This is a genomic window from Acinetobacter puyangensis (assembly GCF_900096995.1).
Taxonomy (GTDB): Bacteria; Pseudomonadota; Gammaproteobacteria; order Pseudomonadales; family Moraxellaceae; genus Acinetobacter; species Acinetobacter puyangensis.
The window spans coordinates 54,783-71,300 of the sequence record NZ_OANT01000012.1; the positions used below are offsets into that span (position 1 = coordinate 54,783).

Annotated in this window: 12 protein-coding genes; 10 read left to right on the forward strand and 2 right to left on the reverse strand. The window is 41.4% G+C overall.

Going from position 1 to position 16,518, the window contains the following annotated elements:
* Positions 1 to 167: 167 nt before the first annotated feature.
* The 9 genes from CRO21_RS15520 to CRO21_RS15560 all read left to right on the forward strand — a co-directional run bounded on the left by CRO21_RS15520 (position 168) and on the right by CRO21_RS15560 (position 12,130).
* A complete protein-coding gene (locus CRO21_RS15520; RefSeq protein ID WP_097080224.1) occupies positions 168 to 2,525 on the forward strand; it encodes a TonB-dependent receptor domain-containing protein in 2,358 nt (785 codons plus the stop codon).
* 415 nt (positions 2,526 to 2,940) lie between these two features.
* Entirely contained in the window at positions 2,941 to 4,635 is a 1,695-nt protein-coding gene (gene leuA / locus CRO21_RS15525) for a 2-isopropylmalate synthase (RefSeq protein WP_097080225.1), read from the forward strand.
* 86 nt (positions 4,636 to 4,721) lie between these two features.
* Positions 4,722 to 5,876, forward strand: coding sequence for a homoserine O-succinyltransferase MetX (gene metX / locus CRO21_RS15530; protein ID WP_097080226.1), 1,155 nt, complete (start codon positions 4,722 to 4,724; stop codon positions 5,874 to 5,876).
* A gap of 3 nt (positions 5,877 to 5,879) precedes the next feature.
* The gene (gene metW, locus CRO21_RS15535; protein ID WP_087621908.1) at positions 5,880 to 6,473 is read left to right on the forward strand and encodes a methionine biosynthesis protein MetW; all 594 of its coding nucleotides are present in this window, start codon (positions 5,880 to 5,882) and stop codon (positions 6,471 to 6,473) included.
* Positions 6,470 to 7,060 carry a tetratricopeptide repeat protein gene (locus tag CRO21_RS15540; protein ID WP_097080227.1) on the forward strand — a complete coding sequence of 197 codons (591 nt, stop codon included), beginning with the start codon at positions 6,470 to 6,472 and terminating at the stop codon, positions 7,058 to 7,060. Before metW ends, CRO21_RS15540 begins: the two co-directional genes overlap by 4 nt.
* A 161-nt stretch (positions 7,061 to 7,221) precedes the next feature.
* Positions 7,222 to 8,721 (forward strand): TolC family protein, encoded by a 1,500-nt coding sequence (locus CRO21_RS15545; protein WP_097080228.1) that lies wholly within the window; start codon positions 7,222 to 7,224, stop codon positions 8,719 to 8,721.
* An 11-nt stretch (positions 8,722 to 8,732) separates the two neighbouring features.
* Positions 8,733 to 9,884, forward strand: a complete 1,152-nt coding sequence (locus CRO21_RS15550; protein ID WP_378235030.1) for an HlyD family secretion protein — start codon at positions 8,733 to 8,735, stop codon at positions 9,882 to 9,884.
* A gap of 3 nt (positions 9,885 to 9,887) precedes the next feature.
* Entirely contained in the window at positions 9,888 to 11,012 is a 1,125-nt protein-coding gene (locus tag CRO21_RS15555) for an ABC transporter permease (RefSeq protein WP_097080230.1), read from the forward strand.
* A 2-nt stretch (positions 11,013 to 11,014) separates the two neighbouring features.
* On the forward strand, positions 11,015 to 12,130 hold the full coding sequence (locus CRO21_RS15560; RefSeq protein WP_097080231.1) for an ABC transporter permease: 1,116 nt from the start codon (positions 11,015 to 11,017) through the stop codon (positions 12,128 to 12,130).
* Between the two features lie 10 nt (positions 12,131 to 12,140).
* Here the strand turns inward: CRO21_RS15560 and CRO21_RS15565 are convergent, their stop codons facing one another.
* Positions 12,141 to 12,626, reverse strand: coding sequence for a methylated-DNA--[protein]-cysteine S-methyltransferase (locus tag CRO21_RS15565; protein ID WP_097080232.1), 486 nt, complete (start codon positions 12,624 to 12,626; stop codon positions 12,141 to 12,143).
* 126 nt (positions 12,627 to 12,752) lie between these two features.
* Here CRO21_RS15565 and CRO21_RS15570 point away from each other — a divergent pair, with 126 nt between their 5' ends.
* Positions 12,753 to 14,021 (forward strand): MFS transporter, encoded by a 1,269-nt coding sequence (locus CRO21_RS15570; protein WP_097080233.1) that lies wholly within the window; start codon positions 12,753 to 12,755, stop codon positions 14,019 to 14,021.
* A gap of 342 nt (positions 14,022 to 14,363) precedes the next feature.
* Here CRO21_RS15570 and CRO21_RS15575 read toward each other — a convergent pair whose 3' ends face one another.
* Positions 14,364 to 16,463, reverse strand: coding sequence for a TonB-dependent receptor domain-containing protein (locus CRO21_RS15575; protein ID WP_097080234.1), 2,100 nt, complete (start codon positions 16,461 to 16,463; stop codon positions 14,364 to 14,366).
* Positions 16,464 to 16,518: the final 55 nt, after the last annotated feature.

Genomic DNA, 16,518 nt, shown 5'->3' on the forward strand with positions numbered 1-16,518 from the left:
AAACTTGCTTAAATTTCCTTGAAAAAATTTTACTTACAAGACCTTTTTGTAAATTTAAAGCTATTTTTTGATGAGTTTTTATTGCAAATGAAAAAGTTTATCATTATTATTGCTTCTTTATTTTATTTATCTTTTTTAATAACTGGCCAGTTGGCTTGGGAATCTGTATGAAAAAATTGACCTTGCATTCTCTGAATATTGCGATACTCACCCTGCTATCAGCAAATACTTTTGCAGAAAGTGAACAAAACAACAATACCTCCACTCAACCACATAAACTTGACACTATCGTGGTGACTGCATCTGGTTTTGAGCAAAAAATTACTGATGCCCCTGCAAGTATTTCTGTCGTTACAGAAGAAGATTTACGACAAAAACCTTATTTAACATTAATTGATGCTGTCCGTGATCTCGAAGGTGTTGATGTTGGTGAAACTCGCGATAAAACGGGTCAATCTACCATCAGCTTTAGAGGAATGGGGTCTGATTACACACTCGTTTTAGTTGATGGTAAACGTCAAACTAACCATGGGGATATTTATCCAAACAGCTTTGGTGGCAACCAGTTTGCCCATGTGCCTCCATTAGATGCAATTGAACGTATCGAAGTGATCCGTGGTCCAGCTTCAACACTATATGGTGCAGATGCTCTGGGTGGTGTCATTAATATCATTACTAAAAAAATTACAGACACATGGACAGGCTCAATAACTACAAGCCGCAGTATCCAAAGTAATGATGATTTTGGAGATGATATTACTTATGACTTCTCTTTGCGTGGACCTGTTATTGCAAATAAATTAGGGGTGAGTTTACGTGGCAGTATTTATGAACGTTTAGCATCAACACCAGAATATGATTCTATTGTTGATCCAAATGGGGAAACACATGAACGTTCTTTAGGTTTTGGTGGTGGTGGTAAAACTGTTGATAGCACATCAAAAGCTGCTGGTATTAGCCTAATTTTCACACCAACAGATAATCAGAGTATAACGTTTGATTACGATACATCTATAGTAACTTATGATAATACGCCAACTTATAATGTTGAGACAGGTAGTATTAGCTATCCTCTAGGAACCTTAGATAATATTGAATCCGTATGGCGTGCATCAAGAAATATTGTCCAGCCAAGAGTAGGTTACACTGAGGAACAAGAATTTACTCGTGATAGCTGGGCCTTGACTCATCAAGGCGATTGGAATTTTGGGAAAAGCTTTGTTTCCCTAGCTTATGTAAGCACAGAAAATAATGGCCGCTCTCTACCTTTTACTGTTGCAGAGCGAAAAGAATTACAAACAATCTGGGATGCTGTCCAAGCAGGAACATTAACGGAAGCAGAAGGTAAAGCACAAGCCGAACAAAAATTCTTACCACGTAAAAAACGCACGCTGGAAAGTAACCAGTATACTTTAGATGCAAAATTAGATATTCCTATCAATAACTTGTTAGGAAATCATATCTTTGTCGTGGGAACACAAATCATTAATGGTGAATTAAATGACGGCGTGTTCGGCATGGAAGAAGATCAACCAGATCAGACACAAGATCAAAAAATGTATTCCTTCTTTGTTGAGGATAGCTGGAACATCATTGATCCATTTACACTAACTTTAGGTGTTCGTTACGATAAGCACGATCTTTTTGATGGTAATTTTTCGCCTCGTGTTTATGGTGTCTACACATTAAATGACCAATGGACTGTCAAAGGTGGGGTAAGCACAGGATATAAGGCACCTAAAACCACAGATTTATATGATGGTATCACTGGATTTGGGGGACAAGGTGTAAGCCCATGGGCAGGGAATCCAGACCTTAAACCCGAAAAAAGCGTAAATAGTGAAATTGCAGTCTATTGGAATCATCCTGATCGTCATAGTTTTAACATTACCCTTTTCAAAAATGATTTTAAAGATAAAATTGTCAACTATGAAGTTAGACAAACATGTGAACAAACTGGCGGAATTCGACCATGCGTGAACCTCGGAAACTATGGTGATCTTGGCTATACAACATATGCACAAAAAGTAAATGTAAGTGAAGCTGAAATTTTAGGCGTTGAAATCGCAGGTCGTTATCAAATTCTGGATAATTTAGGATTCCGTGCAAACTATACCTATACAGATAGTGAACAAAAAGGAACGCCTGGTGGTGATAGCGATGGACAACCTTTAACGCAATCTGCAAAACATATGATCAATGCTACATTAGATTGGGAAATCAGCGACAAACTGAATACTTTCTTGTCCTTTGAATCTCGCTCAAAACGCTTCCGTGGAGTTGTAGGTAATCAGCATGTATATTATAAAGATTACGAAGTCTTTAACTTAGGTGCAAACTACAAGATTAACGACACATTTACTGTAACAGGTCGTATCAATAATTTATTGGATGAAGATTTCACCTCCTATCAAACAATTTTTACACAAAATGATGCAGGTGGTTATGATGCAACTTTTACTGACGACTACAATAACAAAGACAAAGCTCGTAGCTTCTGGCTAAGTCTAAATGCTCGCTTCTAATTAAGCGATACATATCTACCCACTTGATAAATCAATTATGAAGTGGGTATTTTATTGAATAAAAAATAATATTTATGGCACAACGCCTATTTAATAAAAATTTTTCCCTCTATTCCTCCAAAAAGCGCAAAAAAAAGAGAATAAATTTCTTTTCTAGTCACGTACAATCAATTTAATTAGAATCATCAGACTTTTGCCTTAATTCTTTTCCACTCACTCCTTTTTTAAGGGTATATTGCGATGAACAAGACATATATTTTAATAAACTCATTTAAAACAAATCACTGTGCCCTGCTGCGCCTAGCGCATATCTAATTATTAAGCTTTTTGATTCGCATATTTTTTCCTAATCATATTCTTAAATTTTGCTGTACTTAAATACTTATCAAAATTAGGTCAGCACGGAGCAACTCTCATGATGTTACAAGATCCAAGCACCAAATACCGCCGCATGTACCAGCGCGTCAATTTGCCTGATCGCCAGTGGCCAGATAAAGAAATTACCCAAGCACCGATCTGGATGAGCACCGATTTACGTGACGGCAATCAGGCAATTTTCGAACCGATGGATATTGAACAGAAATTCAAAATGTTTCAAATGTTGGTTAAAATCGGTTTTAAACATATCGAAATTGGTTTTCCATCTGCGTCACAGATCGATTTTGATTTTACCCGCAAATTGATTGAAGAAAATCATATTCCAGATGATGTCTATATTGAAGTTCTGGTACAGGCGCGGGATCATTTGATCGCACGGACATTCGAGTCATTAATTGGTGCAAAACGTGCCATTGTACATATCTATAATGCCAACTCCCCGACCTTCCGTAATAAAGTCTTAAATGTCAATATTGCCGGAGCAAAAGCATTGGCTGTGAATGCGGCAGAAAAAGTCAAGGAATATGCAGCACAGTATCCACAAACCGACTGGATCTTTCAGTATAGCCCGGAATGTTTTACCGCAACGGAAATGGAAGTCGCCAAAGAAATCTGTGATGCAGTGACTGATATTTGGGAAGCGCGTCCAGAGAAAAAAGTGATTTTAAATCTGCCTGCAACAGTTGAAGTTGCCAGCCCGAACGTCTATGCCGATCAGATCGAATGGATGCATCGCAATCTTGAACGTCGTGACGGTGTGATTATCTCGGTGCATCCGCATAATGACCGTGGCTGTGGTATTGCCGCAGCAGAACTGGCGATCATGGCTGGTGCCGATCGGGTTGAAGGTTGTGTATTTGGCAATGGCGAACGTACCGGTAACGTGGATGTAGCAGCCGTTGCCCTGAATATGTATTCACAAGGTGTAGCACCACATCTGGATTTTTCCAATATCAATGAAATCATTGCCACCGTTGAAGAATGTACCGGCTTGCCTGTGCATCCACGTCATCCATACGCAGGCGATCTGGTATTTACTGCATTCTCCGGTTCGCATCAGGATGCGATTAAAAAAGGCTTTGAATTTCAAAAAGATCAAGAAGTTTGGGATATGCCCTACTTGCCAATTGATCCTAAAGATTTGGGCCGCAGCTATGATGCGGTGATTCGGGTCAATAGCCAATCCGGTAAAGGTGGCATTGCCTATTTACTGGAAGCCAATTATGGTGTGGTCTTGCCACGTCGTTTACAGATCGAATTCAGTCAGGTGGTACAGCAATATACCGATGCCAATGGCACAGAAATCAGTGCAGAACATATTTGGGATTTGTTTAGCCAAAGCTATGTCTATACCGGTCAAAACTATTATCAGGTTAAAAATTATCGTCTGGCCGATCATAATGGCAAGCAAACCGTGCAGTTTGAAGTCAAAGCTGGTGATGAAATCCGTCATTTAAGCGGCGAAGGCAACGGTCCAATTTCTGCTATCTTAAATGCCATCGCTTTGCCGATAGATGTGTTAAACTACGAAGAGAAAAGTATTGGCAATGGGGCAAATGCCAAAGCATTGGCCATGATTGAATTACAGGTTCAGGGACAAGCTGTCAGCGGTTTTGGTGTGGGTATTCATGACAATATTGTCACCGCATCGATTGAAGCGATTCTGGCTTGTGTCAATCGTTTGATTATCAAAGGTGCTTTAGAAGCCGAACATATCGCAAAAGCCGTTTAATTTCCGCTTTTGCTATTTGAAAGGATACCAACAGATGTCACTTGTTGGTATCCTTTCGCTATTCAGAAATAAGGTAAGGGTGAGCGTTGAGCTTTGCAGCAGACTCTGTGGGTGTTGTGACTCCACAAAAATTTACATTTGAGCAGCCATTACAGTTGGAATGTGGACGAATACTGCCACGTTTTGAGCTCATGGTGGAAACTTACGGAACATTAAATTCCGATCACTCCAATGCAATTTTGATCTGTCATGCATTATCTGGTCATCACCATGCGGCGGGTTTTCATCATGAGGATGATAAAAAACCAGGCTGGTGGGATGCCTGTATCGGGCCGGGTAAAGCCATTGATACCAACATTTTCTATGTGGTTGCCCTCAATAATATTGGTGGCTGTAATGGTTCAACTGGCCCTATTTCACCCAATCCCGAAAATGACAATCGGCCCTATGGTCCAGACTTTCCACTGGTGACTGTACGGGACTGGGTTAAAACTCAAAAAATGCTATCCGAACGCTTGGAGATCGATGTCTGGCATGCAGTCGTCGGTGGTTCACTCGGTGGCATGCAGGCACAACAATGGTCCGTGGATTATCCCGATGCATTGAAAAACTGTGTGGTGATTGCCAGTGCCCCAAAATTGACTGCACAGAACATTGCTTTTAACGAAGTTGCGCGCCAGTCGATTCTGTCGGATCCGGATTTTTACCATGGTCGTTATCTGGAACATGACAGTTATCCAAAACGTGGCTTAATTCTAGCCCGTATGGTTGGACATATTACCTATCTGTCCGAAGAAGCCATGAAACAAAAATTTGGTCGTGACCTAAAATCGGGCAAATTTATGTACGGTTTTGATGTCGAGTTTCAGGTCGAAAGTTATTTGCGCTATCAGGGTGAGCAATTTAGTCGAAATTTTGATGCCAATACCTATTTAATTATGACCAAAGCACTGGACTATTTTGATCCTGCACGTGAATTTGATGGAAATTTACCTGAAGCATTAGCACAAACCAAATGTCGTTTTCTGGTGATTTCCTTTACCACCGATTGGCGCTTCTCCCCTTCACGCTCACAGGAAATCGTCAACGCTTTGATTTCCAATCATAAGCCGGTGAGCTATATGGATATCGAAGCAGAACAAGGACATGACTCCTTTTTGTTTCCAATTCCATTATATGTCAAAACCTTACATAACTTTTTAACCAGTACCCTGCAACCAAATACTGCGAGCGAGGTTTAAACCATGCGTATAGATCAACAACTTGCAGAAAAATGGATTAAACCCAATTCCCGTGTACTAGATCTCGGCTGTGGTAATGGTGAATTATTGTCACATATGCAGCGTAAACATAATGTTCATGCCTATGGACTCGAGATTGATCAAGAAAAAATTGCAATTGCAATTGGTCGGGGCTTGAATATTATTCAACAAGACCTTAATCTAGGGCTAAAACAGTTTGCCGATCAGAGTTTCGACTATGTGGTGATGGCACAGGCTTTGCAAGCTGTAGATGCACCGGACGTTTTATTGCGTGATATGGTGCGGGTTGGGCGTGAAGCAATTATTACATTTCCAAATTTTGCACACTGGAAAACAAGATCTTATCTTGCATTAAGGGGCAAAATGCCTGTTTCAGACGCATTGCCCTATATGTGGTATGATACGCCAAATATTCATCTGTGTACCTTCAAAGACTTTGAAGCGTTATGTAAAGATAATCAAATTCGTATCATTAATCGACTGGCTGTAAACGATAATCAGGAAGCCAGCTTAATGATGAAATATATCCCAAATCTTTTTGGTGAAATTGCTATTTATCGAGTAAGTGCCTTATGAAAAAACTAGCCATAAGTACCGTATTGATGAGTGTTTTTGCTGTTTCTGCACATGCGGAATTAATTAACCAACAACCATCAAGCAGTACCACCGTTGCACAATATGCCACCATGCCCATTGACCAATTGGCAAAAGCTGCCCAGTCGGGTCAAGGATCTGCACAATTCTTTCTGGGTAATCGTTATAAACATGGTCAGGGCGTCAAGCAGGATCAGTCACAAGCGTTTGCATGGTTTAAAAAAGCCGCTGATCAGGGCATTCCTTCTGCCCAGTTGAATGTCGGACAAATGTATGCTGGTGGTGTGGGGGTCAAAAAAGATTTGAATGCCGCAAAAACCTATTTGATGAAAGCAGCCAAACTGGGTGACAATCGCGCCAGTTACAATCTGGCTGTGCTTGAAGAACGCGCTAAAAATTATGCGAATGCCTATCAATGGTATGAGCTATCGACCCGTGACGGTATGTTAGATTTCCGGGTTAAGAACATGTCCGAGAAAAAAATCGTACAGCTGGCAGCCAATCTCAATACCAATGAGATGCGTCTTGCCCGTGAGCGTTCTGATCGCTGGATTCAATCTGACGACTAAGCCTAGTTTAGTCGTGCTTCATCAAAAGCCGGTTGTTACAAACAACTGGCTTTTTTTATGATGTTTTATCACTTTATTCTGTTGGACCAACAAGCAGAATTTACAGAACTTTTATAGCAGTTCATCTATACTTATCACTATGTTTTTGGTGAGCAATGTATATGTTTATTGAAGAAAAAAAGCAACAACAACAGATAAACCTGCAACATCGTCTGCCTGCTTTGCTTGGATTGTGCATCGGACTGCTCATCTATCCAACGGCCTATGCTCAGGAGTATAGTTATGCTCAAGCAGAACAACAAATTCTCCAGCATTCCTATACAGCTCAGGCAAATACTGCCCTACAACAGGCCGCGCAACTCGAAGCCGAAGCAATTAAGGGGTTGGGCTTGCCACGCATAGACTTAAATGCACGCGCTTATAAATTCCATAGCCAGACGGATGTACCACTGGATAATTTTAAACAAAGCGTAGAAGATCAATTATCACAGCGTTTAAGTGACCGTATGTCCGAACTGGAAAATATCGGTGTACCATCCAATATTCTGGATCCGGTAGAATCCGGCATTAATAATATTATTCATGACGGCATTGGACAGCTTCCCAACTATGCCAATTTAACCCTAGATGATGAAGTGTTTCGTCCGACCATTTCCATGACCATGCCAATCTATACTGGTGGTTTGACCCAGAGTGCCAAACAGGTCACTCAGATTAATGCCCGACGTAGTGCATTAAGTACCACCCAACAGCAAGATGTGCAGCGCTTTGAATTGATTAAGAGTTATTTTTATACGCAACTACAACAACAACTGTTACTTGCCAGTCAGGAAAATCTAAATGCCATGCAACGGCATCTGGATAATGCCATCAAATTCGAGCAACAGGGTTTTATCAGCAAAGGTCAGCGTATGCAGTTTAATGTGGCACGTAACAATGCCGCACGACTATTTCAAACCACACAAAGTAGCTATGCTGCCAGTTATTTCCAACTGAAAAATCTGCTACAAGATCAAAACATTAGTGCTTTGAGTACGCCGTTATTTGTTAATAAGACGCAAAATAATCAGCTTGATAGCCTTTTAGCAAGTTTTGCCGATCAATCGCCACTGATCCAGAAGTTACGCATGGACACAGAACTGGCCAATGAAAAAGTCAAAGTGCAAAGTGCCAGTCAAAAACCGAAAATTTTTGCCTTTGGTGAATATGGTCTGGATGACAAACATAACTGGATCGTTGGCGTTGTCGCCAGCTACAATCTGTTTTCTGGTATCAATAAAAGTAAACAGGTACAGGCTGCCGAATTACAACGCTATGCCACTGAACTGTTGACCGAAAGAACCAAGCAGGAAATGTCCAATATCATTTATAAAGCCTATAGTGAGCTACAGGATTCTCAGCAATCCCATCAGTTACTCATGGAAAATATGCTCGCTGCCCAAGAAAACCGGCGCATACAAACCCTTTCCTTTCAAGAAGATATGGGTACAGCCACACAAGTCATTGATGCGGAAAATATGATTCACACGCTTAAAAGTGAAATCGCATTAAATGCCTATAAATATGTCATGTCTTTGGCAACATTACTGCAAAGCAATGGTTCAATTACCCAGTTTAAAACTTATGTTCAACACAATAATACCGACTATATTGGCAATTAAGATGAGGAAGCATGATGACTGATCCCAACACCCCTGATTCCAACACACCTAATGCCAACAATTTTAATCCGCCATCATCTGATGATGCATCACATGCAGATCAAAGCAATGATGCAACACCACAACAGAAAACTGAATCCTCAACAAATGAACAGGATAAAAATGCCGGCAATCCACAGAAAAATACAAAAATAAAAATCGTACTGGCGATTTTATTGATCGCATTGCTCGGTTTGATTGCCTTTGGACTCTGGAAAAGTTATCAGCCTAAAACTGTGAGTCTGCAAGGTCGTGTTGAAGCCGATACCATTCATGTCAGCACAAAAATACCCAGCCGTATCGAAGCTATTTATGTTCAGGAAGGTCAGCCGATCAAACAGGGACAATTACTGATTAAACTTAGTAGTCCTGAAATTGAAGCAAAAAAACAACAGGCACAAGCCGCATTACAATCGGCTTTGGCCTTTCAGTCCACAGCCGAACGCGGTTCGCAAGAAGAAAACATCGAGACGTTTTATGCCAACTGGCAAAGTGTCAAGGCACAGGCGGATTTGGCGGATAAAACCTATCAACGTGCGGCCAATCTCTATCAGCAAGGTGTGATTTCACGCCAGCGTAGAGATGAGCTACATGCTGCAAAAATCTCTGCCAATCAACTGGCAGAAGCCTCCTATCAACAATATGCCCGAACCAAACGTGGCAGTACACCTGAGCAAAAATCGACAGCAGATGCACAGGTTGAAATTGCCCGTGCTGCGGTACAGGAAGTCAATGCGTTAGATGCCGAAACCATTTTGCACGCTCCGGTCAATGGTGTTGTCTCAAAAATCTATGGTAAACCGACTGAACTGGTGGCAATGGCAGTACCAGTCGTGAGCATTTTACAGCATGATCATTGGGTCAGTCTTGCTGTACGGGAAGACCAATATGCCAGTGTTTATCAGGAGAAAACGCTAAAAGGCTTTATCCCTGCCCTGAATAAAACAGTCGAGTTTGATATTCACAATATTGAAGCAGAAGGTGACTTTGCAACCATCAAAACCACAAGGCAAACAGGTGGCTATGATATTCGCAGTTTTAAATTACACCTGACACCGCATACACCGGTTGCCGACCTAAAAGTCGGTATGAGTGTAATTTTCCAAATCAAAGAGCGTAAATAAAAAATGTGGGCCTGTATCCTGCGTGAACTACATTACTTGCTCAAGAATAAATGGGATTTGGCACTGGTCACGCTTGCGCCATTGTTGATCATTTTTTTATTCAGTAGCATGTTTTATGCAGGTAAGGCAGAGCATTTGCCGATTGCTATTATTGATCAGGATCAAAGTGAATTAAGCCGCAGTATCGAAAAACATCTCAGTCACAATCAAAGTCTTTCCGTTGCGGTGATTACCAACAGTCAGGACGAGGCAGAGCATTTACTCAATCAAACCAAAATCTGGGGCTATGTACTGATTCCTTCAGGTGCAGAGCAACGTCTGGTCAAGGCGCAGGATGCACAAATTGCCATTGCCTTTAACCAATCGTTTTTTAGTATTGGTAATACCATTTCATCGGCCATGATGCTGGGCACATTACAAGCCATTGTAGAATTTACCGGTGATGATTATCTGGGGAAAAAACTGCCCTATCTCGATGCCCCAACGCCCAACGTCAAAATATCAACCCTGTATAATCCTGACCTTAATTATGAATTTTATCTGGAACCTTTTGTGGTTCCGGCGATTTTACATTTGCTTTTATGCTGCTGTGTGGCATTTTCAGTGGGCCAGGAAATCAAACGTCATACTCTGCATGGCTGGCTTGATCAAGGTACACTTTTTTCCGCTTTAATGGCGAAGATTCTGGTGTATGTCAGTATTTTTTGCCTATGGACTTGGCTGTGGATGTTCTGGTTGATCGTGATTCGTGGCTGGTTTGTGGCGGGAAGTTTGGGTCTGATTTTAGCAGCACAAATTTTATTTTATTTTGCCTATGCCGTCATTAGCAGCAGCATGGTACTGGCAACCAAAAATTTAAGTAAGACCTTTGGCTTGATTGCAGTCTATGGCGGTTCATCATTAAGCTTTGCCGGCGTCACATTGCCACTGAATAATGCCCCACTCTTTACAAAGTTCTGGGCCAATATTATTCCCTATACACCTTATGCCAAATTACAAACCGAACAATGGGTGATTGGTAGCCCAATTTATATTTCACTTTATCCTTTAGCACTCCTCCTTTTATATTGCATTGTTTATGCTGCAATTTCACTGTTATTACTAAAAAAAATCTGGCGGGAGGCATAGAAATGAAGAAATTTTTATCGCAATTCCTGCATGATTATCTACAAACCTTTAAAAATATTGCCAAAAATCAGTCAATCCTCACCACACTGGTACTGTCGGTATTTCTATATAGTTTCTTTTATCCGACTGCTTATAAAGGGCAAAATGCAGAATCTATCCCGATCGTGATTGTGGATCAGGAGCAGAGTGCTTTAAGCAATACCATTATCACTGAGGTGGCGAAAAGCCCGAATGTAGAAATCAAAGCCATCACCAGTAACTTTCTTGAAGCAGAAAGTCTGCTACAACAACAAAAAGCCGAAGGGATTCTTTTACTACCGGATAATTTGTCCCAGAGCATAAAGCGCGGAGAAAATGGCGGTATCGGGATTTACTTAAGTACTGCCTATTTTTTAAAGACCAAACAGATTGGTTTGGGGATTGCACAATCAATTGAACAAACCCTGACAGATTATACCGAGCAATTCGGACAGATCAGTGAATTCCATTTGACTGTTCCTATCCATCAGATTCCTTTATTCAATACCTTATCAGGTTATGGTAGCTATATTTTTCCTGCCGTTGCATCGGTCATTATTCATCAAACCCTCTTTCTGGGTTTATGCATGTTGATTGCCGGTTATCGTGATGGTTCCTACACTGGACAAAAATGGCAACCAACCGTATCGGAATTCTGGGCAATTTATGCGGCCATTCTGACCATTGGCTGTCTGGGCTGTTTTTATTTGTTTGGCTTTACCTTCTGGCTCTATGATTATCCGCGGGGTGGCAATTTCTGGGGCATGATCGTCACTGTACCAATCTTCGTGAGCTGTGTAATTGCGATGGCCATGTTCTTCTCTTCATTTCTGGATATGAGTGAACGTGCAGGACATGTGATTGTGTTTACTTCAATTCCGTTATTTTTATTAAGCGGTACTGCTTGGCCACATCATGCCATGCCGGAATGGATGCAATACTTTGCTTGGGGCTTACCATCGACCAATGGTGTACAGGCAATGATACAACTCAATCAAATGGGTGTACCCATTATTGATGTTTTCCCCAAGTTGATCTATTTAAGTTGTTTGGCGTTGATTTTTTTCATTCTGGCTTATTATCGCCTGACCAGAAAATAAACACCCAGACCTAAATATTCTGTTCCAAATCCAATAGTCTGGTTTTATTCTCCAGTCCACCAGCAAAACCTGTTAAAGCACCATTTTTTCCAATTACCCGGTGACACGGTGCAATAATGGAGATTGGATTTTTGCCATTGGCTGCTCCAACTGCCCTGACTGCCTTAAGATTGCCAATCGCTTCTGCAATCTGTAAATAGCTACGAGTTTCACCATACGGAATTTTTAACAATTCTGCCCATACTTTTTTCTGAAAATCAGTGCCATAAAATGCCAGAGGCAACTCAAATATTTTACGTTGTCCGGCAAAATATTGCTGTAATTGCTGCTGTGTCTTTAAAAGAATCGGATGATCAAGGCTTTCCTGCATGGCACCCAGTAACACACGATTCGGCTTGTCTGTTTGCCACAATACGGCGACCAATGCATCTTGTGTGGCGATCAACTTAAGTTGCCCAACCGGACTGTCGATCCATTGATAAAACAATTCAGACATGGTGCTTCCTTTATTTTTAAATCGCGATAGAGCTTAATTTACCATCAATATTATCCATTATTGTTATACGATTCCATATAAAAAAGTATCTATAATATGGAACTTTTATTTTCAGCATGGATCGCTATGTCACAGAGTACAGATGCCTTTGCAGCCTTACGCTATCGTGATTTTTCTATCGTAACGCTTAATCAGTTCTGTTTGACTTTAGCCATACTCATTCAGGAAATTATTGTTGCTTATTCCTTATATCAGATTACTCATGATCCGTTAACACTTGGATTAATTGGTCTGGCAGAAGCGATTCCATTTATTTCTTTGTCGCTTTGGGGCGGTTATTTTGCCGATCGGTTTAACAAACAACGGATCATGCAGCTTTGTTTATTTTTTGCTGCACCGTTGCCCTGCGTATTTTGGATCTTATTTCATTATCATGGCTTAGGCGAATTAAGTACCACTGCACTGGCATGGGGAATTTATGCGGTTATTTTCTGCTTAGGATTGATTCGAGGATTTTATAATCCCTCTGCAACATCATTAAAACCTTTTTTAATTCCAGCGAAACTATATGCCAATGGCGCAACATGGACCACCATTGGCTGGCAAAGTGGCGTAATTTTAGGCCCCATGTTGGGCGGCTTCATGCTGGCTTATCTCGGTAGGGAAACCAGCTTTCTCTCTGTTTCCGTGCTATTGGTGATCTGTTTTATTCTGATCTCTTTCTTAAGTAAACGGACTTTCCCCAGCATTCGGCATGATAGCGTTCTGGCCAGTTTAAAAGAAGGTTTTCAGTTTATTTTTAAAACCAAGATTGTGCTATGGGCAATTTCTCTGGATCTAGTCTCCGTATTATTTGGTGGTGTGATTGCACTATTGCCCATCTTTGCCCACGATATCCTTAAAACCGGGGCAGAAGGTTTAGGTTTTCTGCGTGCGGCACCATCAATCGGTGCCTTAATCACCATGATCGCCTTAACCCGCTTTCCACCCACCCGACATGCATGGCGTAATATGCTCATCGCAGTGGCCGGATTTGGGATTTTCACGCTGTTGTTTGCCTTTTCAACCACCATGTGGCTCTCCTTATTTGCCCTTGCCATGACAGGCGCATGTGACAGTATTTCGGTGGTGATTCGTCAGACTATTTTGCAAATTTTCCCGCCCGAAAATATGCGAGGGCGTGTGGCAGCGGTCAATGGCATGTTCGTTTCCAGCAGCAATGAATTGGGTGCATTCGAATCTGGTCTTGCAGCCAAATATATAGGTGCGGTCTATGCTTCCGTTTTTGGTGGTTTAATGACCATGTTCGTGGTCATGGTGAGTTGGTCGAAAACCAAAGATCTATTTCCGGTTGATATTACCCTCTCACCCGATGAAACCAAAGATAAGTCATAAAGCTTAAATCAGTTACTACGCATAAAAAAAGCCAATCTAAACATCAGATTGGCTTTGTAGGGCGTGTCACCATTTGATAAATAGGTTGCGTTGTAGGCTAAAATTTCCTCAAATGAGGCATAAAACGCAGGCAATGGTCATTCCCTTGTCAAGTTTTATAACGAAGTTTGGGGGAATTTTAGCCACAACCCTTCGGGACAAGGACGTTTTTTGACGCTACGGCGTTATGAATAGTTCATTTAGAATGACTAAATCTCACTATTCATGCCTTGTATCGCCTAAAAAACGTCCATTGTCGCAACCATAGATTAAATGATGACACGCCCTAGGTTTTAGACCCAATTAGAATCTAAAACGTACACCGGCTGTAAAGTTACGGCCTTGTTGTGGAATCGTTGACAGATAAGAGGCGTGATTATAGTAAGTCTCGTCAAGCAGGTTATTGGCCTGTAAATACACTTGATAAGACAGACGATCATTTAGACTTTTATCATAGCTAACATCCAGATTAACCAAATGGTATGCATCTGTTTCACTTTCAAAACTTGCAATATGATCCTGTTTAAGGCCGTAAATATACTCTACGCCACCATGGATGCCATCAAGGAAATCGGCATCAAAACGTACCCCGGCACGTGTTGCAGGAATACGTGGTAAATCTCCACCTTGATCCAGCTCGGCACGCACATGGTCAGCAAAGACTTTGCCGCGATAGAATGGACTAAATTGATAACTGACTTCCGCTTCTGCACCATAAAAATTGGCATCATCTTGACGGTATTCAATCAGACGGAAATTTTCATGACGATCAAGCGTATGTGCATAGATATAATCATCGACCTGATTATAGAAAATATTGGCGGCATAACGTAAATCGCCATCAATTTTACGTAAGCCAAGTTCTACATTTTGAGATTTTTCTTTGTCCAGATTTTGATTACCAATCTCATAGGTATTGGTCGCCAGATGTACACCATCTGCATAGAGTTCCTGTGCATTTGGCATACGTTCACCATAGCTCAGTGTCAGAGAAGCAACATGATCCGGTACAAATGCCCAGTTGGCTGCTGCCGAAGCTGAAAATGCTGTGTCATCGTAGTTCTTGTATCCACTTTCATCAACATCAATGGTTTGCTTTTCAACACGACCACCCAATTCAAAATGCACATCATTCCATTGATAATGTTCAATTAAAAAGGCAGCTAAATTTTCCGTATTGGTTTTCGGCAAAAAGCCTTCTTCACCTAATGCTGAGAAATCAAAATTAGAGTACTGTACACCAAATACCCCTTCCCAACCGGCTAAAGGCGTATGTACAAATTCCAGACGGCCATCGTAACCTTTATTTTTAAAGGTAGTGGCGACTTCATTTTCCTCAATTTCACTATGCTGATAATCGGTATAGCTGGCACGGGCACGAACTTTTTCAATACCGGCAAAAGGCTGCTGATATTCGGCACGTAAATCAAAACGTTTTGATTTTAAATCCACCCATGGCGCAGCTTCATGATCGTGTGCATGCTCATGGTCGTGTTCGTCTTCATGCGCATCATGTCCGTGATCATCGTGACCGCCACAATGCAAATGTACATCTGGTGTATTTAAATCATGTGGATGACAGCTTTCATATTCATGGCTATGTCCGGGTAAGGCATATTTATCATTACGCTCGGTATAGCCGACACCGACAAAACCTTTGTCACCAATCCAGGATAGACCTAAGCTGACATTTTCACCTTTGTTCCAAGTGCCATCAACCCGTTTCTCGGCTTCGCCTTCATGTTTATAACCGCTTACCCGATAGTCATCGGCTTCACGTTTATCGCCTTCAATGCGCAATGCAAACTGATCGCCCAATCCGACAGTCACGCCTGCTGCACCGAGTTTTTCATTGGCAACCGTATTACCACGTAAATGAACTTCACCAGAGATTCCGTTTTCCGGCATTTGCGTCGGAATTTTTTCATCCAGTACATTCACCACACCACCAATCGCACCACCACCATAAAGCAGGGTTGAGGGTCCACGTAATACTTCAATCTTAGTGGCTAATACAGGATCGACAGTGACGGCATGATCCGGTGAAATCTGTGACGCATCCATGACTTCAGACGAATCCGTTAGAACTTTGACCCGAGGCGCAGTCTGACCACGAATGACGGGACGACTTGCGCCCGGTCCAAAATTATCACTGTGGATACCCAATTGCCCCTTTAATGCATCGCCTAAAGTTGCTGCGCCTTGCGCCAATTGTTCTTTTTCAACCACATTGACTGCACTGGCAAAGTCATTTTCATTGGGATTGAGTGGATGCGCCGTGACTGTGATCGCTTGTAACTGATGAACTTGTGGTACCTGTTGTATCTCATCATTAGCGATAGTCAATGTGGAAAACAAAGTGCTTGCAACGGCAATCCACAATGTATTTGGTTTAAATTGCATGTCTGTCCCCAAAACTAGAATTAACGTTATGTTATAACATTTTAATAAAAGTGCA

Excerpts from the sequence above, each read along its gene's own strand:
- CRO21_RS15555 (WP_097080230.1), top strand. The coding sequence starts at position 9,888 with ATGTGGGCCTGTATCCTGCGTGAACTACATTACTTGCTCAAGAATAAA.
- CRO21_RS15545 (WP_097080228.1), top strand. The coding sequence starts at position 7,222 with ATGTTTATTGAAGAAAAAAAGCAACAACAACAGATAAACCTGCAACAT.
- CRO21_RS15550 (WP_378235030.1), top strand. The coding sequence starts at position 8,733 with ATGATGACTGATCCCAACACCCCTGATTCCAACACACCTAATGCCAAC.
- CRO21_RS15560 (WP_097080231.1), top strand. The coding sequence starts at position 11,015 with ATGAAGAAATTTTTATCGCAATTCCTGCATGATTATCTACAAACCTTT.
- CRO21_RS15540 (WP_097080227.1), top strand. The coding sequence starts at position 6,470 with ATGAAAAAACTAGCCATAAGTACCGTATTGATGAGTGTTTTTGCTGTT.
- CRO21_RS15520 (WP_097080224.1), top strand. The coding sequence starts at position 168 with ATGAAAAAATTGACCTTGCATTCTCTGAATATTGCGATACTCACCCTG.
- CRO21_RS15570 (WP_097080233.1), top strand. The coding sequence starts at position 12,753 with ATGTCACAGAGTACAGATGCCTTTGCAGCCTTACGCTATCGTGATTTT.
- leuA (WP_097080225.1), top strand. The coding sequence starts at position 2,941 with ATGATGTTACAAGATCCAAGCACCAAATACCGCCGCATGTACCAGCGC.
- CRO21_RS15565 (WP_097080232.1), bottom strand. The coding sequence starts at position 12,626 with ATGTCTGAATTGTTTTATCAATGGATCGACAGTCCGGTTGGGCAACTT.
- metW (WP_087621908.1), top strand. The coding sequence starts at position 5,880 with ATGCGTATAGATCAACAACTTGCAGAAAAATGGATTAAACCCAATTCC.
- CRO21_RS15575 (WP_097080234.1), bottom strand. The coding sequence starts at position 16,463 with ATGCAATTTAAACCAAATACATTGTGGATTGCCGTTGCAAGCACTTTG.